We start from the raw sequence: 23,806 nt of genomic DNA on the forward strand, positions 1-23,806 counted from the left end.
CCGGTAATGGATTATAAAGATCTTCTGCGAGTCGTTGTGATCACCGTATCTTCACCATCACGATCTTCCACAGTCTCAAGTTCGGTCTCAGAACGCCTGCGCAATGGCTCCCCTTCTTCAGCGACAATATATTCACAGTCATCGTTCTTTGGGGTCGGAGGAGCACTTCTTTTAAATGGGGTCCTCATATCATTTGCAACAATGTATTCAGAAGGAATATTATCCTGCTGACCTTGCACTGGCTCTTCTGCCTTTATTTCACGGATATTCATATTGACTTCGCCAGAATTAATAAGGTTGCCCCAATTCGAACCTGAAGAGGTCTGTGACACAGGTGATCTTGCTTCCTGAATCTTTTGATCAGAAGTTGATCCCCCGACCACAGTATTTGGAACTGACCTACGACTAAAAAGAGAGTCAGTAAGACGTGCTTTGGTTTCAGGGACCACTTCAACAGGTTTTTGTGCCGGTGCATCAAAGGCCATATCAGTGACAGACTTTGCAAATCCTATGTCCGATCTTGGAGAATCCTTCCCCAGAGACCTCAACTGGGATTTCTGGTCGAGAAGTTCATCCATCATTCCACTTATATTGCTTGAAAGCTCCTTTACGTCCTGCTCGATCTTGTTGAGCCGATTATTGATATCCAGGTCATTCTTGAGATCATTACGAAGCTCCCTCATGATAGAATCACGAAGAGTAGTACTCATAACTTCCATCTCACCTTCTTTTTCAAATAGCTTCCGCTCAAGCCTCTCTATTACAAAGTCTCTGTCCTCGGCGCTCATTAGATCCCTCGCAAACCGTTCATCCCCTTATGATCAAACCATTATCCTGCTCTTCAATAGGCTAAAAACTATAATATATCTTATGGTTGCGTTTTTTCGAATAATGTCATTTACCGGATATTGAAGAGCTATTTGTGATAGGATCTTTCTCAACGACAAAAACATGGTCTGCTGAATCGATCAATGACTCATCGTGGGACACTATCAATATCTGACCAACCCCAATGCCCCTCATCATATCGATAAGTTTGATCAACTGATGGACATGACCCCGGTCAAGGAAAACAGTAGGCTCATCAAAGATCAGTGGCGGCAGCTCTGCACTACCCGTGCTTCCCGGCGCGTGTGCCAGCAAACGGTATATGGCACACCGAAGGACCAGATTGAATATTGCCCGTTCCCCCCCACTCAACAACTTGGGTTCAAGAGGCGTGCCATCCTTCTCGTATATCGTCAGATTGTATTCAGGATCAAGGCTGATATGAGAATAGGCATTGTTGGTGTACATAAAAGAGAAGATCTCGTTAAGTAACCTGTCAAGAGCATCAATGTTCTTTGCACGAAGCTCCACACGAAGACGTAGATACATCGTTTCAAGTTCCTCTGCATCCCCATATACTGCTGCAAGGAAATCCTTCTTGTTCACCAACATCTTCTGCTTTATCTTAAGCTCGTTCAGTCTCTGGATATTCCCTTCGATCCGTCCAATCTCTTTGTGGAGCTCACCCTTACGCATATCCCGCATTCCCATCTCAGAAACGATCCCATTATATGCACGTTCATACTGAGACATATCTGCCTGGAGCTCCTTCAGATCAACGCCCCCCAATGCCTCATCAAGTTTAAGGATGCGTTGCTTACGTTCATTTATCTGTGACTCGAACAGTTCTATCTTTTCCAGTCCGTTTTTCACCCCGTCCTGAAGACGGTTGATGTTATTTTGTATATTCCGGGCCTTCAGAATATTGGAGCGTATCTGCCTTGCCACCTCCAGTTTATGCAATAACTTCCCATGAAATTCTTGTGCAGCGGTCTCCTCACTTTTAAGAGACTCCATCCCACTTTTCAGCTCACCTATCGAACGCTTGCATTCATCGATCTGTTTTTCAATATCTATTACCTTATCATTTTCTTCCTTGATGGAACTTAGATGCTCCTCTATGCCCTTCTCAATGGAAGTGATCTCGTTCTTCTTAAGCAATAACAGCTTTTCAGCCTCAGCTATAGCTTTAATGATATCACGTACATTCCGGATAAGTTCCACTTTCACCTTAATTTTGTCCTGGTCTGCCCTTATCAACTCCAGTTCATTGATAAGCTCAGTTTTCCGATCTTCATCCCCAGCGTTCTCTTCGCATACTTTTGAACCCTGAAGGTCCTGCCCGCAGGTAGGACAAAGACCCTTGCTAAGAAGATCTTTGCTCTTCTGTATCTTTTTCTCAAGTTCCACAACTGTAGCGGAGATCTCTTTTTCCTTACCATGGAGCTTCGTTTGTTTTTCATTCACGAAACCGGAAATATCATCAATTTGATCCAGCTTATCTTCCACAAATCCAAGTTCTTTTGCATCACCGTACTTATTTTGAATGAACGATCCGATCTGTTCGACATCTTCCAGATACTTTTTGAGATCGTTTTTGGCAAATACGACCTTCTCATTCCGGATTCGTATGCTACCAACCGAATTATTTAGTTGTTTGTTCAGATTCAGGAGGAAATTGTTTTGTGCTGCCTCATTGTTCAACGCGAGCTCTCTTTTTTTGACAACACCACTAAACCCATCCCGCGCAGAAACTTCCTGCTTTTCAAGATCAGTAACACATCCCTCGATATCGGAACCATCTGCGACCTCAACCACTCCAAAAAGGGAGACATTGGAACTATGAAGGGCCAAAATATCATTGTTCCCTGAGTTCACCTGATCCCTGGAACTCTCGATGTTGGCATGCTCCTTTGATATATTGGTCTTAAAATCCTTGATCTCAGAATCTGCCTTTTTTTTCTGTTCCAAAATCTCAGAATACTTCCCGATACGATCACCGATAGATTCGATCAGCTCTTTAGCCCGTTCTTTTTTTGACCCGAGGTCCAGAATTGCTTTTTCAATCCCAGTAACTTCGGTCCTGAGGCCGTTGAGTAACTGATACGGTTTTGAATCTTCAAGCACCTCAATGTCAGCAATATTATCCTTAAGACGTGAATCGGCTTCCCTCTGGTGTCTTCCAACCCCGACCCTTGCACTGCTTGCACGCTCCCTGTATTCTTCGAGTTTGCCTATCTGAAGAAGACCATCGATCATACGCTGCCGGTCTTTTGTCTTGGCGTTGATGAGTACATCAATTTCCCCCTGCCTGATGTACACACAGTTAGTGTAGGCTTCCTCATCCATTTTCAGAAGTGCCTTTACAGCTTCATATGTCTGATTTGCCTGGTCCACCATCACTTCATCATTGACCTTGAAAACAGACCTGTTGTTCGATGCCTTCCCGGACCTTGCATCGACCTTATACCCCTGCTCGATACTGTAATAATTTCCCTGATTCTCAAAATCCACAACAATTGATGCTTTTGTAGCCCCTTTTCGAATAATATCCGAAATTACAAAATCCTTTGAAAGAGCACGACTTCCGAAAAGCCCTGTAAAACAGGCTTCCAGTAAACTGGATTTACCACTGCCGTTCACACCGGATACAACAGTAACCCCATCATCGAAGCTGATATCAAGGTCAATGTAACTCCTGATATTCTCAACACGTACTCTTTTAAGCTTCACAGATAATCCCCCAGATTGTACTGACGTGCTTTTGCATGCACATCCCCCTTATCCACAGGCTTCTTTTCAGTGTCTTGAAGGATTTCATCATCAGATTCTTTCGACGTTTCGTCATTAGAAACACGTTCAGTCGTGCTTGCTGTGATCATATTGGAATCTTTAACTTCCGAAACCTGTTCGGAAATATTATCAGGGACGTACTTTTCAGCCGTTTCAGCTATTGTTTCGCCATGGTTATTTTCATTTTCCACATCAAGTTCTGCCTTTTCGTACCCACCCACTACCTGAGAACTATCCCGAAGACCAATATTCAAAACAGGAACTGAAAAATCGATCGTGGACAGCAAAACACCTATTTTAGACTCTGTTTCAAGATCTACCTTTGTTTTCGGAACTGAGCTGTCCCTTACCACCTCATCGATGAGGATACCGCCACTGGTAAGCGTCATATTCTTTATTTCCCTTTTGACAGCTTCGTCAGGATCCGAAAAAGAGACTTCTACATCCATATCTTCAGAGACTCCCTCGCTATGCCGCATATCCCGTATGCGCGTCACAAGAGCTTCCTGTTTTGCAAGGAGGCCCTCTATCTCATTATAAGAAATGGATACATCGGAATTGCCGGAGATATCCAGGAAGACGACCTTCCCGGCAACATCGTAACCTTTGATGGTATTAATGATAAGTTCGTAAGCGGCGTCTTTTCCCCTGAGCTCCACAGGAATGAAAAGGAAGTCCCTTGTGACTATATTACGCCGACTGATATCGAGACCATCATCGTTTATAGTAATGATATTATAGGTTCGTGGATCACTCTCTGATGCACTATTGCGTTCAGTACTTCCGCAATAGGTAGCCCAGGTACTGCCTACCTTTGTTTTTTCATGCTTGTGGTAATCACCCAGAAGTATGGCATGAAGATCAAATGGGAGGGAACTTATCACATCCTCACAATCCCATTCCCCAAATGGGAACGGTGCCATTAGCTGATGCATGACGAGAAGGTTCCATTTCCCGCAATTCTCAGCAGTGAAATCGGAATAATCATAAAGAGGTATCTTAGATCGTGGAACATTATCGATACCGTAAATAGCAACACCATCTATCAGAAATGGCTTAGTACCAAGTCTTGATGCAATGTCCATGCTCTCGAAAAGGTCCAGCCATTGGGTGTGCTGTTTGCTTTCGTGATTACCTACGATGGAGAGAAAAGGAATTTTCTGTTGTTTTAATTTTAAAAGGACCTTGATAGTATCAAGAATATCCTCCAGTGTAGGGTTCCTTGAATCGAAAAGATCGCCTGCATGGACAACAACATCCACTTTCATATCAATGGCATCATCGATCACACTGGAAAAGGCATCGATGAAATCCTGCCTGCGTACCTCACTGTGATATTGACGATAACCAATATGAGTGTCACCAGTATGCAGTATTCTGATCTCCCTCTCCATGCCTCATTGTATGCTCTTTTGTATCTTAAGGTTGCTGTTTTGGTGCCATTGCGCCCTTTTGATTATTATTTATCAAGAGTTAAATTTAAAATGTAGTACACACATATTGAGACAGTAGAAAGCGGGGAATGTAGCCTTTGAACAACTTTTGGCTGGCTGCAGCTTTACTTGAAAAGGTGATATAATGGGATATACAATTGAATTCGGGGGAGTGGAAAGACAGCCCAACATACGAATGTTACATGATATGAAAGAGGTCGTTTATGACCACGAATGGTTCAGGTCTGTGGATGATATGGAACTATACTATATGTTCAGGCATCTTTCATTGTCTGAGGAAGACTTGAAAATAATTAACAAGTCCCATCTTCGTTATGACATCACAGTAATTCCTCCGGCTATGTTCGGAAGTGAGTTCATCAAGACAGCCGGCCATTATCATCCAAATGTACCGGGACAGGAGATATCATACCCTGAAGTATATCAGGTGCTTGAAGGCGAAGCGACATACATTCTGCAAAAACATGTGGGAGATGACGTTGTGGATACGGTCGTCATCAAAGCAAAAAAAGGCGACATTGCACTTATCCCCCCTGATTACGGGCATGTGACAGTAAACGCTTCCGATGAGATCCTTAAGATGGCAAACTGGGTCTGCTGTGATTTTTCTTCCAGTTATGCACCTTTCAGAGATATGGAAGGAGGGGCTTATTATCTTTTAGAGTCCGGATTCATGAAGAACCACCGTTATGAGAACCTTCCGGAAATAAGGTACATAACTCCGACAGATATTCCTGAATTTGGCCTTTTCTGTGGCAGGGACATGTACGACCTTGTGAATGATACTGAAAAACTTGAATTCCTTAAAAGTCCACAAAATTTTGCAGGTTTGTTTGAAAGTATTATCAATGTCTGATAATACAACTTCTTTTTTTTCACTGTAGCCCAGACACAAAACTCTAATACAGTAATTTCCCTATTTTAGAGAAACGAGAGCTACCTATGATCAAACAACCCAATCGCGTACAATTCACTTCCTCCCGCATTGAAGACCTTATGTACAGGACCACTTTTGATCCGGTAAATATGACTGGTGAACTGATAGTGAACCAGTCCCTTGTAAAGGAAAAAGATCTCGAAGCCGTTCTGGAAGTATATAACCTCGTCATCAGAAGCGGATTATCGGTCAGCCCTTTCTTGAAAATAATAAAAAGCGGAGAGACCATCGGCGATCTGAAGATCGCACAAGGAGATGTTGGAATTGCTACTGTTTGCAGTATAACCATTGATGGAGTTCTTTTGAAGGGCGGCGTTATGATAAATCCTCGCTTTGGAGGAGTGGTACAGATAAAGAACGGGCAACCGGTTCGTTTTACTGATGTGGTCACTTACGCCAGTACCACCATTGACCCTCTCGAAGTTCTCATGTCACAGGACATAACATCGGTCACAAAGATGCTGAGAACAGGCTCCGGCAAGATCCTTGCAAATCTCAGGGAAGCTCCTCTAGTGGCAAGGGATGATATCGACCATATCCTTTCAGACCTGATGGAAGCCGGCCTTAGCGGAATAATGGAGGTAGGAGAACCAAATACACGCGTTCTGGATGTTCCTGTCGAACGTGACCATTTGGGCGTTGTTGTTATTGGTGGAACCAACCCCATGGCAATGGCAAAGGAACAAGGTTTTGAGATCAGCACCAGTGCAATGTCAGCGCTTATTGGCATTGACAGTATGAAGCACATCGAGGACCTTATCTGAACCTTATTTTTTTAGTTGCTTGCCAATAACGGCATCAAGTTTCATTATAAACTCTTCTTTTGCACTTTCAGGTATCGTAGCTCCGGCTGCAATGTCATGCCCGCCTCCTGCACCATCAAATTCTGCAGCGGTCATTGACATGGCTTCAGAGAGATTGAGCCCCCGGCGGATCAGGTCCTGCGTACCGCGCGCCGACACTTTCACACCATCCTTTGCATCTGCAAATGCGATTATGGGCAGATTCCGATTACCTATAACAGATGTGCTCATACCTGCAATAATGCCCACGATGGTCTCAAGTATGCTCGAACCCGCGTCAAAATACTGAAGATTGTCGAGCTGGGTCACACCTTGCTTTTTGACGAACATAAGTCCATTTACAAGGTTCTGCCTGTGCTCGCTCAGAAGCTTCTTTGCAGATTCGTATGCTTCCCCTCTGTCACCCATACACACTGCCAGTCCGATATCAGCATGACCATATCGTGCGGTTGCATTCAGCAAGGTGGAATATTCGGAAGCATCCCTCATCTCAGTGCCTTCTTTTTCATTGGTGAGCAGATACACTTCCCCGATCAGACGCTCGATCTTATATGGAGGAAGCCCTGCACGAAGGCAGTACTGGACAAGAGCTGATACGATCTTCTGTTTATCCATCTGCTCAATGTCGATCCAGCGCCTCCACCGCTCATCTCCGCCGAACTGCATCCCAAGGTCATGAAGGAATCCTATACAGGCATCTTCATTACCGGTAAGTCCGGGCAGATATGGGTCTGACGCATACTGGAGCAGTTTGAAGACCGGGCGGGTCTGTTTTCCAAAAAGCATGATGTCCTTTTCAAAACTAAGAACCCCTGCCTGGGCACCCTCTTCGAGAATATATCGATTTAGACCGGTAAGATGGCCTTTTTTAAGATGCTGAAGGTCCCCTACTGCGCCCACGATAGCGAGGTCTGCAAGATCTTTATTGTCACCGAGAGCATTTGCCAGAATATAGGTCATTCCAGAACCGCTAAGCTCGTATGAGCCATTGAAGCCATAAAGATGAGGATTCAAATGGTAATCCAGTTCTCCCCTTGGCTGATGGTGATCAGCAATAACTGCATTTATCCCGTGAGAATTGAGAGAATCGATCATTCCGCTTCCAAGGTCAGTAAAAATGACAAGTTCCGGATTCAGGTTCGCTATTGATTCGATCTCCACCTCATCGAGCTGTTTTACAAAATGGATGGAATGTTCGATCCCTTCCCGCTCCAGTGCTTTACAGATTATCCCTGCAGATGTTAAACCGTCCGCATCGATATGCGAGACCACATATACAGAAACCTGCGCTTTAATAATGGATGAACATTCCCTAGCTTTTGACCTGATCTCCTGAATTCGTTCCAACATTTATAAACCACCTTGTATCATTACTCAAGAATTCTTACTCCGCCTCTCCATTTCGCAGGCTCGATAAGATAATGTCCTTTTTTCCTTTCCATTTCAGGATAGGTTTGTATCTCTTTAACAGTGTATTTCAACGATGTATCATCATGGTATCGATCCCTCAGTTCATCCCAGGGAACTATATGTGCTTTTCTGGACTTTCCGACACCCATCCTTAATTCGACTGCAAGGTATCCTGTGCGTCCCGACCTCCTCAGAAAGTCAGATATGCGGTCTATCTGATGAGCACCCTTTTTGTCAACCGTGAAATGCTGGGTAAAATAAAGTGCATTTGCACCTTTTTCTACAGAGATGCTCTTGCATTCTATACCCAGATAGTAATCAGGGTTAAGGGAATCCACCAAAACATCCAGGAACTGCGGCGTGAATCGGTGCTGTTTGAGCCTATGTGCGATCCCTCTTACATCAGTAGCTTCAAAAAAAGCATTGAAAGATAGTACAAGTTCCCTTTCGAATTCTGTCATGTGTTTACCATATGAATTTTGTATCAGATAATGTTGGCTTCTCTTATATTCCTTCTTCCACCGGCGTTACATTGATGTATCAAGCTTATAATGTAGGTACAATGAACAAAAAAACAATGGAAATCTTACTGGCTATTGGTTCGGTAGTTGTATTCGTAGTGCTTCTTATTATGGTCCACGCAACTGATATGGAACCACAGGGTTATGGATTCTTAGGGGCCTTGGCACTGTTCGTACTGACAGTATCCCTTGCAGGCATTAAATTGACAAGTATAGAGTAAGACATTTCAAAATAGCTGATCACGCAGTTGTTTCAATAGTGGCCATCTCAACTATTGAATAGGACCAGGTTTTATTTAAGATATAAAACAGGCACTTGCCACCGGTTGAGGTCACATGAACTGGTAGTTCAAATATCTGATGAATGATCAGTAAAAATAATAAATGTAAAAAGTGTGGGGAGAGGTCGGTATAAATACCGACCTTCTTCTTGGGGGTTTCGTTTTTCAAGTGCAGTAAATTACTGCTTCATCAGAAATTCAATAAAATCCGGGCTGAGCCTGGTTTCTCTGACCATCTTCTCATTGATCTCTTCTTCGGAGATACCACTGTCACGGTACTCTTTTATTCGATCATAGACACCCTGAGATACTTCAGAATATTCGTTGATATCCTTTCTGTGACCCCATACATCGCCTTCGAGAAGGTTGATGCCCTGCATTTCAAGATACATCTTTGCAGACTTGGATATTGTCTTCTTGTATGAGCTTGGAATGTGAAGTGCTTTGACACTTGGACATTTAACTACAAGTGAAAAGATATCTGTGTTTGATGGTCTGAATGCAAGGTGTACGATCTCTTCGTTTTCGCTTAATGTTTTAATTTCTTCTTTTGAACTTACGACTCTAATCTTCATAATTTCACCCTTCCTTTTTTCGATTGTGCCGTTAATATTTTGATTATTAAGTAAAAATTTACATACACAATACGCCTATTTGTATATACACAACCCCTTCTATATAAATATTATCAGTGGGGTTTGTAAAAAATTATACTATTGGAATAAGATTCATACTTTCACGAGTTCGGCAGTTTTAAGATATATTGTACCATTAATGCCACCATAAGCTCAGAGGATGCATATTTAACTGAACATTTCAGGAGACCAGACCATGAGAACCACAACAATTGGTAATGTATCAATAGAATGGCTAGGACATGCCGGATTCATATTTCGCGGGCAGAAAAAAGTGATATACATTGACCCATATCAGATCCCAGATGAGATCAGCCCTGAAGATGAAGCTGACATCATACTTTTGACACACGAACATTTCGACCATTGCAACCCGGATTCCATACGGAAGATACGCGGAAGCATGACAACTACCTTGATCCCGGAAAATATGTCATTACAGTTCAAAGGCGATGCACGCAGAATCATTGAGGGAGATAAGCTCAAAGGAGATCTGGCGATAAAAGGAGTGAATATAGAGGTCGTGCCTTCATACAATCTTAATAAGCCAAACCATCCGCGCGGAGAAGGTGTAGGCTATATAGTCGAACTGGAAGGCATAAAGATATACCATGCCGGAGATTCAGACTTGATCCCCGAAATGGCTGAGATACATGCAGATGTGGCCCTTCTACCCATAAGTGCCGATTTTACAATGAGCGAAGAAGAAGCAGCTGATGCGACAGTTTCCATAGGGCCAAAGATTGCAATTCCTATGCATTATGGCCTTGTTGATGGTACTGATGCAGACCCAGAGAAGTTCAAAGCGCTTATCAATGCAAAGGATCCTAATGTAGAAGTCATAATTCTTTAAAATGATTATGTGTATACACAATAGGTAATATGTACATGTCCCGAATGAAAAAGAAGCAAAAAAATATTATAAAAGATGTGGCAAGCGAAAGGATAGAACGCCTGTTCAAACTGGCGGCCGAGGAATACAGTTCCAACCCCGGAAGAAGCGACAGGTATGTCCATCTGGCAAGGCGTATCGGGATGAAATACCGAATACGATTCCCATCCCCCCTGAAACGTAAAATGTGTAGAGGATGTAGCTCATACCTTGTTCCCGGAAGTAGCTCAAGAGTGAGACTTCATGGAAGATACATGACAATAACATGCCTTAAATGTGGTCGGGAAATGAGGATACCGTACCATTTAAAAGAATAAGTAGTCAATTGCCTAAGATCAGGTTCAGCAGTTTTACAATAAAGAATACCCCAACGAGCATCCCAATTCCCATTATTGCGAATATGAGGATGTTCCTGAGCACTTCATTCTTTTCAGAACCTGCACGTATTCCAAATGCACCACAAGTGCCACCTGAACAGCCACCACAGCCATCTGACTTGCTACTTCCTTTTTTCATCACAGGCACTTCATTGAGCACAGGGATTATTAATTTACCATCGACCATCTCTCAGCCTACCAGTTACTTGTTCGATCACAATTAAAAAAACATCGTAATAAATTAGATAAAAGGACGACGAGAGGGGGATTCGAACCCCCGAGGTGCCGGGCACCACAGGATTAGCAATCCTGCGCCATACCGGGCTTGGCTATCTCGTCATTAAGAGTTATTGTTACACCAATGCGATTCCATAAAGGCAATCGCATTATATAATGCTTTTCATTTGAAGTGCAAAGTGGCGGGCATACCGCGAGTTGCCGCTTGTCACAAATCCAAATGATCTGCAACCTCTCCTCCACCCCGCAGCCCTACAAGCGACAAATGTCAATGGTAGGTCTGCTCCCTTCCGGGCCTCGACTGGTTCCCACTGTAAAGATAGGAAAACCAATTCTCCAATTAGTTCTTCTACCAACATCATCCAAGCAGGACGGGGCTTCTCAGTTGAGATCACAGGTTTAGATATGATCAAAACAACTTCTTTTGGCTTCGTCTCCCGCATATCGACGATTTCGGGTTATAGGTAACGCCGGCCTACCCAGACTAGCCCGCCACGCATAGATATGCTTTACAGTTAATAAAAGTATTCCTATCATGATCGCAACAACGCAGGAGCAACTGTACGAATATAATTATATGATGTAGTAGTAAACTGTATATGGTGAGAAAATGGAAGAACTAATGGGTTTCATTACAGGAAACAAGAACAGACAGAAATTATTGAGTTTACTCGGCTCCAGAGGACAATTGGAGGGAGTACGCATTGCCAAGAACATGCATATTGCAAAGATATCTGCAGATAAGATACTTGAGGAATTGGCCGAAAAGGATCTGATCGTTGAAGAAAATGGGTTTTACAAACTCACAGAACTTGGCACAACGGTTGAAAGAAGCGTACAATCAATATAAAAATGAAAGTAGTACATGCACTACTTTCATGTTTTTTTAAATTATACCGTTCAAGGCAACACATCACATTGAAGCTTGATGCCCGTATCGGAAATTACATATTCCCTCATGATCAGCCCATGGCGGGAACCTTTGGATTTCAGTACCCTCAAATACCTTTTGACCTCATTGGAACAGAGTATTTGCTCAAGAGTTACAACAGAATCCATGATAAATGAGGCTTCATTGCTCATTATACTGCCTGTCTGCGGATCAAGTTCTGTTGTGAAAACGGAAGATACACCCATACTTTTAAGATAATTTATAAGGCTAAGCAAGTAGCCGCGGAGTTTGATGTTATCCGGGAAAGTTATCTCCAGATTGACAAGACCATCGACCACAATACGTGTAATGCCAAGTTCCTCTACGAGACCCTTTAACTTTATTGCATGCTCGGCAGGATGAATTTCTTCAGGGTTTGAATGAATGAACTGTAATTGTCCGGAATCGACATATTGTTGCATATTCCAGTTGAATTTTGCTGCTTCCCTGATAATCTGCTCCGGCCTTTCACCATAGGACACTATGACCCCGTTTTCACCATTGCTGAGCCCTTCCATTATAAAACTCCATGAAAAGATAGTCTTACCCGCTCCAGGCTCACCTGCAACGAGCATACTATTCCCTGCGATCATACCTCCGTAGAGCATAAGATCAAAATTTTCCACCCCGGAACGTATCTTTGTTTCAGAGATGATATCAAGTTTCGAGCTTACCAGACGGGGATAGATAACAAAACCATCAGAACTGACATCATAACTATATTCCCGGGAGGTGCTCATGCCGCTCTTTTGGAGATTTGACCCCAACATTTTAAGAACTCTCAGTTTATGTGCAGTATGATAGCCGGAATTCTCTTTTGACAGATAAATAATACCATCTGTGAGGTGACTTACCACTGAACCATGGATCTGTTCTTCGAGAAGTTCGCCCGTAAGCATCACAAGAGCATTTGATTCCTTGAGCATGGAGTCTAAAGTATAGAAAAAACGCCTTCTTTCCTGTTCAACAAAACCAAATCCTATAGGAGTGATAGGATCAATGACAATACGATCGGGATTTTCAGAAGTTATGACATTGCCCATTTCGATCAACGTACTCAGAGGATCCTTTTCAGCTGCCTGTCTGTTTAGAGGATGAGTACTGATATTTTCAAAGATAAACGGAAAAACCGCCTGCAATTTCTCAAATCTTTCAGATGTTACTGTAGTAAGTGGTATGTACAGCACTTTCTCTCCACTCTTTGCGGCATTTGAAAGCATCTGAAGTGCCATCGTAGTTTTACCGACTCCTGCCGTACCGGCGACAAGGATGGTAGATGGTGATTTAAAACCCCCAAGGATCTCATCGAGCCCCTCAATACAACACGGTAAATTCTGAAGTTCGGACATTATAATTTTCTATATGCATAAGGATTACTTATACTTTCTCGATTTCAGCAGTTACCGGGGTTATCACCAACAATGTCAATAACACCATCTCCCACACATTCTTACTGACCCATTTCATTAAATGGTCCCGTCAAAAGCTTTCCACTTTTTTCCATAAGGACCTCGACCTTCTTCTCGGAATCCTCGATCATCTGGTTGCAAAGTAGTGCCAGTTTCATACCTTTTTCAAAGGTTTCAATACTTTCATCAAGGGTAAGCTGCCCTTTTTCAAGCTGATCGACCAGATGTTCCAGCTCTCCCAGAGATGCTTCGAATGTCTGTTCTTTTTCAGCCGCACCTTTCTCTACCTTGGCTTTCTTTGTAGTTCCCATAATTTATCACCCTTCGTAGTGCAGGTATTTCTTCCTGCTGTGGATTATATTTTCAATCTTGCATTCAAATATGCCATCATTGACAATGACATCTAATTGATCATTATCCCCCAACTCGGTAACACTTGAGATAGACAGATCATTCACAGGATCTATTGCTATGCTATACCCTCTGAGAATAGTGTTCAAAGGACTTACCGCATTGAGCTTAGATGAATGAAATTTAAGTTCGAACGTTTTATCCACTATTGTCTTTCCCATTGAAGATGTCAATTTCATTGTAAGCTCGTCCAAATATTGCGAATCCTGCAGCAGCATATCCATGATATGTTGCGGTTCCAGTTTCTTACGGATCTGTTCCAGCCGACCCTTCCCTTGTGAAATAACATGCTCCACCTCATTTTCCAATCGCGAGGACAACGTTGCAAGATGTCTTTTTACCTCTTTCTGATCCGGCACTACAAGTTCTGCCGCAGCAGAGGGGGTAGGAGCACGCATGTCAGCAGTAAAATCAGCAATGGTAAAATCCGTTTCGTGCCCCACAGCAGAAACTATCGGTTTTTTGGAATTGAAAATAGCCCTTGCAACGACCTCTTCATTGAAAGACCACAGATCTTCAAGGGAACCGCCACCCCTTCCCACAATTATAACGTCAACATCCGTCTGGTTAAGCAGTTCAATGGACCTGACAATACTTTCCGCGGACCTCTCCCCCTGAACAATGGTAGGGCTTAATAGGATATTGACAGGATACCTGCGCCTGATAACATTCAGAATATCATGTATCGCAGCCCCTGTGGGAGAAGTTACAACTCCGATCCTAAGAGGATATCCAGGGATTGGTATTTTGTGAACATCACTGAAGAGACCTTCTTGCTCAAGCTTGTTCTTAAGTTGTTCATAAGCCTTGTATAACTCGCCCACACCATCGGGACGAATGTCCTGAACATAAAGTTGATACTGCCCGCGTACCACATACACATCCACTGAACCGAATACCAGGACCTTCATGGATGATTCCAGCTCGAACCGGAGATTCCGGTTCACAGACTTGAAGCTGACACAACTTATCTGACTTTTTCCATCCTTGACCGTAAAATAATAATGACCTGAACTATGCTTTGTAAGATTAGAGATCTCTCCCTGCACCCAGATCTGATTAAGTTTCGGATTGTTCGTCAGAGTGTTCTTGATGAGGTTGTTCAGTTCTGTAACAGTATATGCGGGCATTGTTCAAATCTCCATCATATGTACGGTTATGTCTTTTTCCTATTAGTATATAGAGCGAGTGGGTTGAAAGTAATTTAAGTATGATACGTATAAATTGAACCAATTCAGAGCTAGCATAGGTTAATAAAGAGAAAAGAATGGTACTTATTATGGAGGATAACTAAATAGAACATAAAATAAATTGCTATCTTTTAAAGTGCAACGACATCTTTTATTAGGCATGAAAGGATAAATCATTTTAATGTCTGCTACAAATGGATCAACTTTTCTATCCAGGCTGGATAAAACGGGAACTGACATTCTCAAATGCATGCATTGTGGCGTTTGTACCGGCAGTTGTCCGTCTGGAAGGCATACGAGCCTGAATGTAAGGAATTTGCTCAGGAAAGCTCGCAAAGGTGAATCTGTGCTTTCTGATGAGACACTTTGGACATGTACAACATGTTATAATTGCCAGGAACGTTGCCCGAGGGGAATTGATATTGTTGATGCTATTTTTGAGATACGTGCAATAGCAGTACATGAAGGGATCATCCTCCCGGAACATCGCACCGTGGGTAAACTGTTAATCGAACATGGGCATGCAGTCCCCATAAATGCTGAGAACAGAACAAAGAGAATATCACTTGGGATGGATGAAATGCCACCCACAGTACATAGTTATCCGGATGCTTTGAATGAAGTTAAGAAGTTGCTTGCTGACTGTAAATTCGATGAGTTGATGCTAAATGAGTGAATCTGCAAGGAAGGAACACGAAATACCCAAATTGTCGCTGTTTCTTGGCTGTGTGATCCCCAATCGTTATCCAGGCATTGAAAAAAGTACAAAGTTGTGCTTAGAGAAATTGGATATCGATTGTGTCGATCTTGAAGGAGCTTCATGTTGTCCGGCACCGGGAATTCTTCGGTCGTTCGATAAGACCACATGGCTTGCCCTGTCTAGCAGGAATATTTCATTAACCGAAGATCTTGGACGTGACATACTTACTATCTGTAATGGATGTTATGGGTCCCTTGCCGATGCAAATAATGAATTGAAAGCTGACGAGGACCTTAAGGAAAGTGTTAATTCCCACCTTGCAGCCATAGACAGGGAATTTAAAGGCACACAGGATATTCGCCATATTACGGAGTTCTTGTATCAGGAAATAGAGCCTGAGAATATACGTGAGCTTGTCACACAGTCCCTGGACATCAGGGTTGCTGTGCATTATGGCTGCCACCTGCTGAAGCCTTCAAAAGGGCGGGTAGGCATGAGTGTGGAAAGGCCTTCTTTCTTTGATGAGCTTGTTGAGGCCACAGGTGCAGTAAGTGTGGATTATCCTGATAAGATGGAATGTTGCGGTGCTGGCGGAGGGGTCAGGTCTGCTTTGAGCGATGAGGCCCTTGCCCTCACAGAGCATAAATTGTCAATGATAGAAGCAGCAGAGGTTGATTGTATTGTCAACGCATGCCCGTTCTGCCACATGCAACTTGATGTGGGACAAACGGACCTTAATGAAAGGGATGGTACAGAGCATTCAATACCGGTGCTACATTACACACAATTGTTAGGGCTTGCTTTTGGATATACCGTAGAGGAACTGGGCATTGACCTCAATTCGACATTGAACAAAGCTTTTTTTGAGATGATCGAAGATCTACCTTAATTCTCACTTTTTTACATGCATGCTGCTCTTGAGCGAAGCATGAGGGGTTTTAAAAAGTGAAAGGAGGGTCGTTTAGACTAGCTTCTTGATTGAGTGGTTCTCATCCATGATCTATACCGAATTCAATCACGCTCTCTGAAGAATTATATCTACCATAACGTTAGAGCAGACTGTGTCAGTGTTTTCGATAATATCAAAACGTTGGAAGTTAGAACTGAGTGTCTGCAGGATAGTGACATTGGGACTTGCGACCCGGATTTTATTTTTTGGCCATGTCAATTATCTTCCGAATAACAATAGACCAAGTAACAATACAATTGAAAGACTTATTATGATGGCAAAAATGAGAGTTGATGATAATTTTTGATCCATACGGCGTAATTGTAACTAACAGTATAAATAAATCCCATATTGCGGACTATTTTTATAAAGAAACTATTGCCAGAATAATTAGTTGTGGAGTTTTACAACTCTTATGAACCGAAAAGGAATTCAAAATACAGATCTCGAAATTAGAAATAAGTTAATGAAAAAAAAGAAAATGAAAAGCTGGTTGTTTAGACCAGCTTGTTGATTGGGTGGTTCTCATCCATGATCTCAAGACCGAGTTCTTTTGCGGTCTCTGCGAGGATGATATCTACCATTGCGGTTGCAGGGTAGACTGTGTCAGTGTTCTCGATAGGACCGAACAGCTGGAAGTTGGAACCGAGTGTCTGCGGGACAAGGTTCGTTCCGATATCTGTTGGCATGTAAACTGCCTTACGCTCCTCTTTTGTCGCGAAGCCCTTCTTGTAATCCTTCATCCAGTCCCATGCAGAAGCAAGGTTGTGGTATCCACCACCTACAGGGAGACCGAAGTGACCCTTTACAGCGATTACTGCCCTCATGGATGCACCAGCGCCTGCTCCGAGTGGAGTTGCAGCTACATCGACGAGTGGCTTTGTTATGCCACAGTCCTTTGCGATGTCGAGCATACCCATGGTCTGACCTGGACCACCAGTCTCAAGAACCTCAAGCTTTCCTTTTACGGTTGGGTCTGTTGCGTTGAAAGCAAGGACGATTGAAGCATTGATATCACTCTTTCTGATAGCTTCGATCTCATGGTCATGGATACTGCCATTGATAGAGTTGTAGATAGCCCTGTCAGCTACACCGATCTCTGTAACGTATTCTGCTGCTGCAGCACGTACTTCGCCTGCGGATGAGTCGATAAGGAAAGGTGTCTTGTCATCTTCTGCAACGAACCAATCGATGTATTTCTTGATCGCCTGTGTTGTTTCACCGACGATCTGGTTAACGCATGGATTGCCTGTTACATCTGTCATCTCAAGCATGTGGTTCCAGAGATTGTCTGCTGCTTCCTTGTCGAAAACTCCCTCATCTTCATCGGTCACGATCTTGTGCCTGTTGTAGAACATTGAACCAATGAGAATTGTTGGGTACTGCCCTGGCTGACCGCCGAACTTTACGCCACCAACCTCGAATACTTCCTGTTTTTTGTCAAATTTGAACATGTTATTACCTCTTATCAGATGAGTATGGGAGAGAGTGAAATGTAGATCAAGAATATTAATATACCAGCTACTGCTCCGTACATTATGCCTATATCCCTACCTAATTTCTTTCCGATCCTCTGTGCGATCTCACTGTTTACGAATTCGATCTTCTCGTCGATCAAATTGAGCTTCTCAAGAACCTCATTGAAATCTACAGGGTCTGTTACAACACTTGGTGTTGTGTTCTTTGCGTCGCTCATATTACACCACCTACCTGCCAGATGATCAATGGGAGTATCAATACCATCAGAACTGCGAATCCAAAACCGACAATGAAGCCGGTTGCAGCTGTGGCATTAACACCGGAGTCGAGCTTCTGGTTCCTTGCGATAAGCTGAGCCCTGTATCGAATTCTATCGACAACGTTTTCAATGGCACCCATCTGTGGGTTGATTACCATTGGGACTCCCTGTCCAGATTCTATTTCTTCTGCCATGTCAATTACCTCCCGAATAACAATAGGCCAAGTAGTGACAGCGTAATTGCAAGACCGATCATGATACCTTCGACCTTACCTGCGTGTACGCCTGCATGGTACTTGTTCCAGTTACCGGCAATGACCATTTCCCGGTCAATATCAAGGATCCTGCTCCTGATCGTTGCGATCTCAGCTGCCATTGGCTTAAGTCCACCGACCTCTTCCTCACCTTCGCCGCCAGCTTCGCCGACTTCGACGACCATAGGATCAACATCAAGTGCTCCAGGGTCTTTTGCCACACATTCTTTGATCTTTGCAACGATCTGTCCCATATCTTCGGTACCGATCATGTTGATCATTTCAACCTGCTGCTGAAGTCTTTCGACTGCTGCATCAGTGAGGTTCTCAACATAAGGAATAGCACCTGTCGCGCCCACAATACGATTATCACTTACACCGTTCTTGTGGACCATTATGAACGCTTCACCGGTAATGTGTCCTTTGACTTCGGAACCGGTAATGATCACGAATCTGATGTTAGGGTTTCCAATGATCTGTGCAACGACCTTCTCAAGACCAAGGTTCTCTGTTTTACATGGACCTGTAATTGCAGCTCCGGCTTCAAGTTGTGGGCCGCTAGGTATGTGTGATCCACAGGTGATAACAGCAACGCAGTTCTTTACGTCCCCTACATCGTATTCACCTTTTAGGGTTGGCCAGTCTACTGCTGGTTCTCTTTTATCTACCATATTATAGACCTCCGATCAAACTGAGGATGTATAGTGTCAATGCTATCATACCTGAGAAGACAAGACCGACTATAACACCATAGAAAGTGTTACCGTAGAAACCTGCTTTTAATGCTGTTTCTTCCCTTCCGGGGAAGGCGTTCAAAAGCTTCATGTCGGGTGAAAGTGAATTGACCAGATCATCAGCGATCTTATCAAGTTCATTGACCTGTTCCATGATCGGATCCATTGAGTAACAGATGATGTCCTCACGTTCTGCTGCCAGAACTGATGTAAGTGGATCCAATACAAGATGTGCTTCTGGTGCTACGTGTACCATGCTCATTCTAATTCCTCCTCAGTAGGCAGAAGACCGGTTCCAAGAACCTTATATGCGTCTCTGTTAACGAGTTTGACATATTTAGTGAATGCAATGTACCATATGAAAACACCGATCATAATGGATGGAACAGCGGATGCACCATCTACGACGGTTGCTACGATACCTGCAACTACCATTGCGATCGCACCTTTCTCTAAAGCGGTCATCAATGTCCTGTCCTGTTTCTCATCAGGACCAAGGTTCGCATTGAATGGATGGAGAATTGCCATACCACCAGCGATGAAGATCACTGCGATATATCCGGTCGCAACAACGGTTTCCAGTACTGCATCGAACATGAAGGTACCTGTCATTGCGACACTAAGGCCGATGATGGTAAGTGTACCTGCGCCAGCGATCTCTGTCATGGACTGTTCCATAATAGGGATGCCCATTCCAAGTACCTTGTTAGCGAGTACACCAATGACAAGTCCGATAATTGATGCTGTAATAAATGCTACGATAGGTCCGGCAATACCGCCTACTGCAAGTCCGAACATGGATGCAACAACACCCATACCAAGTGCCATCATACCAATGGATGGAACACCGGTACCAAGACCATAACTTGCTACACGCCTGACAGCTGCACTTCCCCATACGATAGCACAGATAGCACCAAGCGCACCAAGGAATGCGAATGCAGGTGATGTAATGGAAAGGAAATGACCTGCGTATGCTCCTGCGAGACCTCCGAGAGATCCCAGAGCGATCAACTGATTCTGTGGAATGCCACCTGTGGCTTCTCCACCAGCTCCTCCTGCGGACATATTAGAGACCTCCGATAGTGATTATACCAACGAAAGCACACATCAATGTTGCCACAAAGGATGCAAGAACTGCCTTTGGCCATTTCTTGAACTTAGGGTCGTGGAAACCTTCAATGGTTCCTCCAATGTTGTATGAAGGAATTACTGCGTTCACGAAAAAGATACCTACAGCGAAAATACTTGCAAGTGCTACAAGGTCACTCTGGATGAGAGTAGTACTGGTGCTCATGAGAGCGAAGTAGATAGCTGAACCGCCAATGCCACCAAGAGCACCGCCAATAACACCACTCACATATGAGACGGTTGGAAGTCCGTGTCCCTCAGTACCCTGTGAAACGTAGATGTCCTGCCTGTCTTTTGTGATAGGGTCATAGTCTACTTTTGCGGATGCTGGTGGTACACCAACGCCATAAACGTAAACCCATGTACCCACGATCATTGTTACAGCGATCATGATCATTGCTCCGACTCCACCGGATGCAACAACAAGTAGGAGACTATCAGATACTGCCATAACGGCTCCTGCGGTTACAAGTCCTGTGAGACCTGCTCCAGCAGCCAATTGTACAGTACCAGTACCAATACCGGTTGCCTGTGCCATAGCTGCAGGTGCTCCACCTACAGGCACGAAGTGAACACTCCATGAAATAAGCATACCGCCAAGGGTTACCATTGCGATGTATAAAATGTTCTCTGCTAAAATTCCTGCTACATCTATCATGCAGCGACCTCCTCTTCTTCCTTGTAAGGACCAAATGCCTTACGTGCTGCTACTTCGATTTTTCTGTTCCAGATAATCAAAAGTAACACCAAAATAACTCCTGCAGCAACTGAAAGCCAGCCCATTGTAAGGCTAATAGCAGGGTTAAAGACAGCTGTTACCCAGCCACTTAAGAAAACGGTCATACCGAATGCAAGACCGGTTACTGGGCCTCCGAACTTTGCACAGAACCAGGAATTGTCAATACCATTACGAAGACCGGATTCTGCTTTCCTTACAATGTTTCCGGAATTTGCAGCATTGAGACCTGATCCGAACTCAACATTCTGGAATTCACGCTCTGCACCATAATGAACATCACCAGTGGATGAACCAATAGCTCCGACAGTAATTCCCCAAATGAACGCGAGAAGCGTAAGTGGGAAAGGATGTGCGAGAACAGCCACCATAATGTATGATACAACAAGGATACAGAATGTTGTAATAAATGCATATCCCATCATCACTGGCGTATGTGATCTGAGAATATCAAGGTAGATTGGTTGTCTGAAACGTTTCTGACTTGCGGTACGGCCCATGTAAGCCGTGATACAATATGTTCCGTGTACTGCTGAAGCAACAAGTGCACCAATAGCGATAGCAAAGATCACAGACAGATTTGCAGTCATCAATACAGATGCCACGGTTCCGCCAATAGCACAAATCAATGCATTCGATGGTGGTTCACCAGAAATTGCTTTGTTGTAGATCCTATGTGGATACATCATCTGGGGTGCTAGCTGTACTTGTGAATTTGGGTTACTCTGAGATCCGACATCAGATTCGAGATCCTCAGTTGTGCCAGCAATAGTTGCGGCAGCGCCCATAAGTGCTAGAACACCCATGCCCATGAGTGGTTCCATTTATTTTCCTCCTTCGTAGTTCTAAATAAATATAATATAAGTGCGAATATACACTATCTTCGATATTTTTTGCCACATATTAAGTAAATATAGCATAGACTAACGTAAGATGGACAGCATTATCTAAAATCATTCATAAACCTTTCGGAACTTATCTGGAAAAAAAGGGTTCTGCAAGAATTTTATCTCATTCTCGCCTGTCAAACTTCAAGATATAAATATCAGGCCGTGGTTGCCTGCCGCTCCCTCTGCTAAAATCCATGTAACAATTGTTGCAAAGCATACGTGCATTGACCGATGCGATCTCAGCAGTTCCGGGAATCAGGCGAACAAAAAGGAAAGCGGGATCAATCTCAAGAGATATAACCGTTTCCGTAAAGTATTTAATAATATGTTCTTCGAATATCTCCAGATCATCCAATTGGAGCCCGCGTGTATTTATTGTAACACCACTGCAACCACATGGAAGGGCAAAAATATCCATTTCGATCAAAAAGACAGGTATACCCAAAAGTTCCCGTAATTTGTTCTCCAATGCCCCACGTGCTTTCAGCATATCTTGTGTCATAGTCATTTTCTATCTCCTGATGATCCCAATGGTATTGTACAACGTTCATCCCCATTGTAGGAATATACCTGAATAACCTTCTCAGCAAGACGCTTACAGTATCCACACTTGTGGCAGACCTTGTCGCATCTTTTCCATTGCTCGATGGCCCCGTTCAGTTCACTGTTCGGGACATAGAAATTATCTTTCAGGTCCTTTACGCTATCCAAAAGGTCCATGAGGTTCCCATCATAGCTCTCACCGGCATAAGCATCTACAGCATCAAGGACCCAGTTGACGAACTGTGTTCTGCCACCGATCTTGAATGTGTCTGTAATATGACGGTATTCCTTAAGGTCCTCCGGCCTGATCCAGGGGGATTTTATGAGCTGTTGCGGATCATTTATCCTCAAGGACAAGCACTTGAAGTAGTAATAATCATCAAGCACATTAGGCTTTGGACCCGGCCCATTGGCATGTGAGAAGAAATTGAAGTGAGCATACCTGAAAGGGCACTGATACAAACAGGCCTCATTTACAAGCAACTTCAGATCGCATGATACTGCATCCCTGATAGCTTCCAGTTTATCGAATTGCCTATTCACTACAGGATCAATAACTATCGTAGTTGCTCCAAGTTGTTCATAGAACTCGGCCTTCTGAGGAGAATCCACAAAAGAGAGTACCGAGACCACCACATCCATATCATAATCCTTGGCAAGCATCTCCACAAAGAAGGGATCTGCAACAGTGATCGAATCTATACCAATGTTGTTCAACTTATCGAAATACCAATCGATGGTTCGGTAACCTTCCGGCGTAAGTTGCTGTCCACCCATGCAGGAACTGTTAAGGATGATCTCCATCTTCACGCCCTTATCGTGTGCGTACTCTGTCTGTATAGCTATCTCTTCAAGCTTCGGCGCACTCAGGTTGGTCCTGCCAGTGCCAATATAATCGGGAGACCCTGCCATATAGACAGCATAGATATCATCAGATCCTGAAAGCAGGTCTTCAAGTCCTTCAAGATGACCTACATGTGGTACATACAACTTCATTGAAACCATCTAATCAGGTAAATTTA

28 protein-coding genes, 1 tRNA gene and 1 other RNA gene are annotated in these 23,806 nt (G+C 43.5%); 8 read left to right on the forward strand and 22 right to left on the reverse strand.

All coding sequences use genetic code 11. From position 1 onward, the window contains the following. Positions 1-11: 11 nt before the first annotated feature. From MBUR_RS07730 to MBUR_RS07740, 3 genes are all read right to left on the reverse strand, one after another. Positions 12-788, reverse strand: a complete 777-nt coding sequence (locus MBUR_RS07730; protein ID WP_011499551.1) for a hypothetical protein — start codon at positions 786-788, stop codon at positions 12-14. A 106-nt stretch (positions 789-894) separates the two neighbouring features. Continuing rightward, entirely contained in the window at positions 895-3,561 is a 2,667-nt protein-coding gene (locus tag MBUR_RS07735; protein ID WP_011499552.1) for an AAA family ATPase, read from the reverse strand. Beyond that, positions 3,558-5,015: a metallophosphoesterase family protein gene (locus MBUR_RS07740; protein ID WP_011499553.1), complete on the reverse strand. Its 1,458-nt coding sequence runs from the start codon at positions 5,013-5,015 to the stop codon at positions 3,558-3,560. The genes MBUR_RS07735 and MBUR_RS07740 overlap by 4 nt, the downstream gene beginning before the upstream one ends. 184 nt (positions 5,016-5,199) lie before the next feature. Here MBUR_RS07740 and MBUR_RS07745 point away from each other — a divergent pair, with 184 nt between their 5' ends. Together MBUR_RS07745 and MBUR_RS07750 are read left to right on the forward strand one after the other, a co-directional pair. Next, entirely contained in the window at positions 5,200-5,931 is a 732-nt protein-coding gene (locus MBUR_RS07745) for a glucose-6-phosphate isomerase family protein (protein ID WP_011499554.1), read from the forward strand. An 86-nt stretch (positions 5,932-6,017) separates the two neighbouring features. Further along, the gene (locus MBUR_RS07750; RefSeq protein ID WP_011499555.1) at positions 6,018-6,776 is read left to right on the forward strand and encodes a DUF128 domain-containing protein; all 759 of its coding nucleotides are present in this window, start codon (positions 6,018-6,020) and stop codon (positions 6,774-6,776) included. A 3-nt stretch (positions 6,777-6,779) separates the two neighbouring features. Here the strand turns inward: MBUR_RS07750 and MBUR_RS07755 are convergent, their stop codons facing one another. After that, positions 6,780-8,165, reverse strand: coding sequence for a DHHA1 domain-containing protein (locus MBUR_RS07755; protein ID WP_011499556.1), 1,386 nt, complete (start codon positions 8,163-8,165; stop codon positions 6,780-6,782). A 20-nt stretch (positions 8,166-8,185) separates the two neighbouring features. Continuing rightward, on the reverse strand, positions 8,186-8,686 hold the full coding sequence (locus MBUR_RS07760) for a hypothetical protein (protein WP_011499557.1): 501 nt from the start codon (positions 8,684-8,686) through the stop codon (positions 8,186-8,188). Between the two features lie 11 nt (positions 8,687-8,697). Between MBUR_RS07760 and MBUR_RS07765 the strand changes: the two genes are divergently transcribed. Then, positions 8,698-8,967, forward strand: a complete 270-nt coding sequence (locus tag MBUR_RS07765) for a hypothetical protein (RefSeq protein ID WP_011499558.1) — start codon at positions 8,698-8,700, stop codon at positions 8,965-8,967. A 239-nt stretch (positions 8,968-9,206) separates the two neighbouring features. Here MBUR_RS07765 and MBUR_RS07770 read toward each other — a convergent pair whose 3' ends face one another. Beyond that, the gene (locus MBUR_RS07770) at positions 9,207-9,602 is read right to left on the reverse strand and encodes a DUF1699 family protein (protein ID WP_011499559.1); all 396 of its coding nucleotides are present in this window, start codon (positions 9,600-9,602) and stop codon (positions 9,207-9,209) included. A 256-nt stretch (positions 9,603-9,858) separates the two neighbouring features. Between MBUR_RS07770 and MBUR_RS07775 the strand changes: the two genes are divergently transcribed. Beyond that, the gene (locus tag MBUR_RS07775) at positions 9,859-10,515 is read left to right on the forward strand and encodes an MBL fold metallo-hydrolase (protein WP_011499560.1); all 657 of its coding nucleotides are present in this window, start codon (positions 9,859-9,861) and stop codon (positions 10,513-10,515) included. Between the two features lie 35 nt (positions 10,516-10,550). Next, positions 10,551-10,871 (forward strand): ribonuclease P protein component 4, encoded by a 321-nt coding sequence (locus MBUR_RS13505; protein ID WP_232221883.1) that lies wholly within the window; start codon positions 10,551-10,553, stop codon positions 10,869-10,871. A gap of 4 nt (positions 10,872-10,875) precedes the next feature. Here the strand turns inward: MBUR_RS13505 and MBUR_RS07780 are convergent, their stop codons facing one another. The 3 genes from MBUR_RS07780 to ffs all read right to left on the reverse strand — a co-directional run bounded on the left by MBUR_RS07780 (position 10,876) and on the right by ffs (position 11,663). After that, entirely contained in the window at positions 10,876-11,118 is a 243-nt protein-coding gene (locus MBUR_RS07780) for a hypothetical protein (protein WP_011499562.1), read from the reverse strand. A gap of 67 nt (positions 11,119-11,185) precedes the next feature. Next, positions 11,186-11,270 (reverse strand) — tRNA-Ser (locus MBUR_RS07785). Positions 11,271-11,348: 78 nt separating this feature from the next. Continuing rightward, an RNA gene (gene ffs / locus MBUR_RS07790) (signal recognition particle sRNA) lies at positions 11,349-11,663 on the reverse strand. 115 nt (positions 11,664-11,778) lie between these two features. On the opposite strand from ffs, the gene MBUR_RS07795 reads away from it, so the two are divergent. Then, positions 11,779-12,018 (forward strand): hypothetical protein, encoded by a 240-nt coding sequence (locus tag MBUR_RS07795; protein ID WP_011499563.1) that lies wholly within the window; start codon positions 11,779-11,781, stop codon positions 12,016-12,018. A gap of 50 nt (positions 12,019-12,068) precedes the next feature. On the opposite strand, the gene MBUR_RS07800 is transcribed toward MBUR_RS07795, so the two are convergent. The 3 genes from MBUR_RS07800 to xseA all read right to left on the reverse strand — a co-directional run bounded on the left by MBUR_RS07800 (position 12,069) and on the right by xseA (position 15,049). Continuing rightward, positions 12,069-13,448 carry an ATPase domain-containing protein gene (locus tag MBUR_RS07800; RefSeq protein ID WP_011499564.1) on the reverse strand — a complete coding sequence of 460 codons (1,380 nt, stop codon included), beginning with the start codon at positions 13,446-13,448 and terminating at the stop codon, positions 12,069-12,071. A 101-nt stretch (positions 13,449-13,549) separates the two neighbouring features. Next, on the reverse strand, positions 13,550-13,819 hold the full coding sequence (locus MBUR_RS07805) for an exodeoxyribonuclease VII small subunit (RefSeq protein ID WP_011499565.1): 270 nt from the start codon (positions 13,817-13,819) through the stop codon (positions 13,550-13,552). 6 nt (positions 13,820-13,825) lie between these two features. Continuing rightward, positions 13,826-15,049 (reverse strand): exodeoxyribonuclease VII large subunit, encoded by a 1,224-nt coding sequence (xseA, locus tag MBUR_RS07810; RefSeq protein ID WP_011499566.1) that lies wholly within the window; start codon positions 15,047-15,049, stop codon positions 13,826-13,828. Between the two features lie 241 nt (positions 15,050-15,290). On the opposite strand from xseA, the gene hdrC reads away from it, so the two are divergent. Together hdrC and hdrB are read left to right on the forward strand one after the other, a co-directional pair. Next, entirely contained in the window at positions 15,291-15,785 is a 495-nt protein-coding gene (hdrC, locus tag MBUR_RS07815) for a CoB--CoM heterodisulfide reductase subunit C (protein ID WP_011499567.1), read from the forward strand. Next, positions 15,778-16,698, forward strand: a complete 921-nt coding sequence (hdrB, locus tag MBUR_RS07820; protein ID WP_011499568.1) for a CoB--CoM heterodisulfide reductase subunit B — start codon at positions 15,778-15,780, stop codon at positions 16,696-16,698. Before hdrC ends, hdrB begins: the two co-directional genes overlap by 8 nt. Positions 16,699-17,255: 557 nt before the next feature. Here the strand turns inward: hdrB and mtrH are convergent. The 10 genes from mtrH to MBUR_RS07870 form a co-directional block, all read right to left on the reverse strand. Then, positions 17,256-18,212, reverse strand: a complete 957-nt coding sequence (mtrH, locus tag MBUR_RS07825) for a tetrahydromethanopterin S-methyltransferase subunit H (RefSeq protein ID WP_011499569.1) — start codon at positions 18,210-18,212, stop codon at positions 17,256-17,258. Between the two features lie 14 nt (positions 18,213-18,226). Beyond that, complete coding sequence (mtrG, locus tag MBUR_RS07830) at positions 18,227-18,454, reverse strand: tetrahydromethanopterin S-methyltransferase subunit MtrG (protein ID WP_011499570.1); 228 nt, start codon at positions 18,452-18,454, stop codon at positions 18,227-18,229. Next, positions 18,451-18,690 carry a tetrahydromethanopterin S-methyltransferase subunit F gene (locus MBUR_RS07835; protein ID WP_011499571.1) on the reverse strand — a complete coding sequence of 80 codons (240 nt, stop codon included), beginning with the start codon at positions 18,688-18,690 and terminating at the stop codon, positions 18,451-18,453. Before MBUR_RS07835 ends, mtrG begins: the two co-directional genes overlap by 4 nt. Positions 18,691-18,695: 5 nt before the next feature. Next, on the reverse strand, positions 18,696-19,421 hold the full coding sequence (gene mtrA / locus MBUR_RS07840) for a tetrahydromethanopterin S-methyltransferase subunit A (protein ID WP_011499572.1): 726 nt from the start codon (positions 19,419-19,421) through the stop codon (positions 18,696-18,698). A gap of 1 nt (position 19,422) precedes the next feature. After that, positions 19,423-19,746 (reverse strand): tetrahydromethanopterin S-methyltransferase subunit B, encoded by a 324-nt coding sequence (locus MBUR_RS07845; RefSeq protein ID WP_011499573.1) that lies wholly within the window; start codon positions 19,744-19,746, stop codon positions 19,423-19,425. Then, on the reverse strand, positions 19,743-20,552 hold the full coding sequence (mtrC, locus tag MBUR_RS07850) for a tetrahydromethanopterin S-methyltransferase subunit MtrC (RefSeq protein ID WP_011499574.1): 810 nt from the start codon (positions 20,550-20,552) through the stop codon (positions 19,743-19,745). The genes MBUR_RS07845 and mtrC overlap by 4 nt, the downstream gene beginning before the upstream one ends. 1 nt (position 20,553) lies before the next feature. Continuing rightward, entirely contained in the window at positions 20,554-21,273 is a 720-nt protein-coding gene (gene mtrD / locus MBUR_RS07855; protein ID WP_011499575.1) for a tetrahydromethanopterin S-methyltransferase subunit D, read from the reverse strand. Continuing rightward, complete coding sequence (gene mtrE, locus MBUR_RS07860; protein WP_011499576.1) at positions 21,270-22,175, reverse strand: tetrahydromethanopterin S-methyltransferase subunit E; 906 nt, start codon at positions 22,173-22,175, stop codon at positions 21,270-21,272. Before mtrE ends, mtrD begins: the two co-directional genes overlap by 4 nt. 187 nt (positions 22,176-22,362) lie before the next feature. After that, positions 22,363-22,749: a DUF5402 family protein gene (locus tag MBUR_RS07865; RefSeq protein WP_011499577.1), complete on the reverse strand. Its 387-nt coding sequence runs from the start codon at positions 22,747-22,749 to the stop codon at positions 22,363-22,365. Beyond that, positions 22,746-23,780: a peptidase U32 family protein gene (locus tag MBUR_RS07870; RefSeq protein ID WP_157196679.1), complete on the reverse strand. Its 1,035-nt coding sequence runs from the start codon at positions 23,778-23,780 to the stop codon at positions 22,746-22,748. Before MBUR_RS07870 ends, MBUR_RS07865 begins: the two co-directional genes overlap by 4 nt. Positions 23,781-23,806 lie beyond the last annotated feature (26 nt).

The organism is Methanococcoides burtonii DSM 6242, from assembly GCF_000013725.1.
GTDB lineage: Archaea > Halobacteriota > Methanosarcinia > Methanosarcinales > Methanosarcinaceae > Methanococcoides > Methanococcoides burtonii.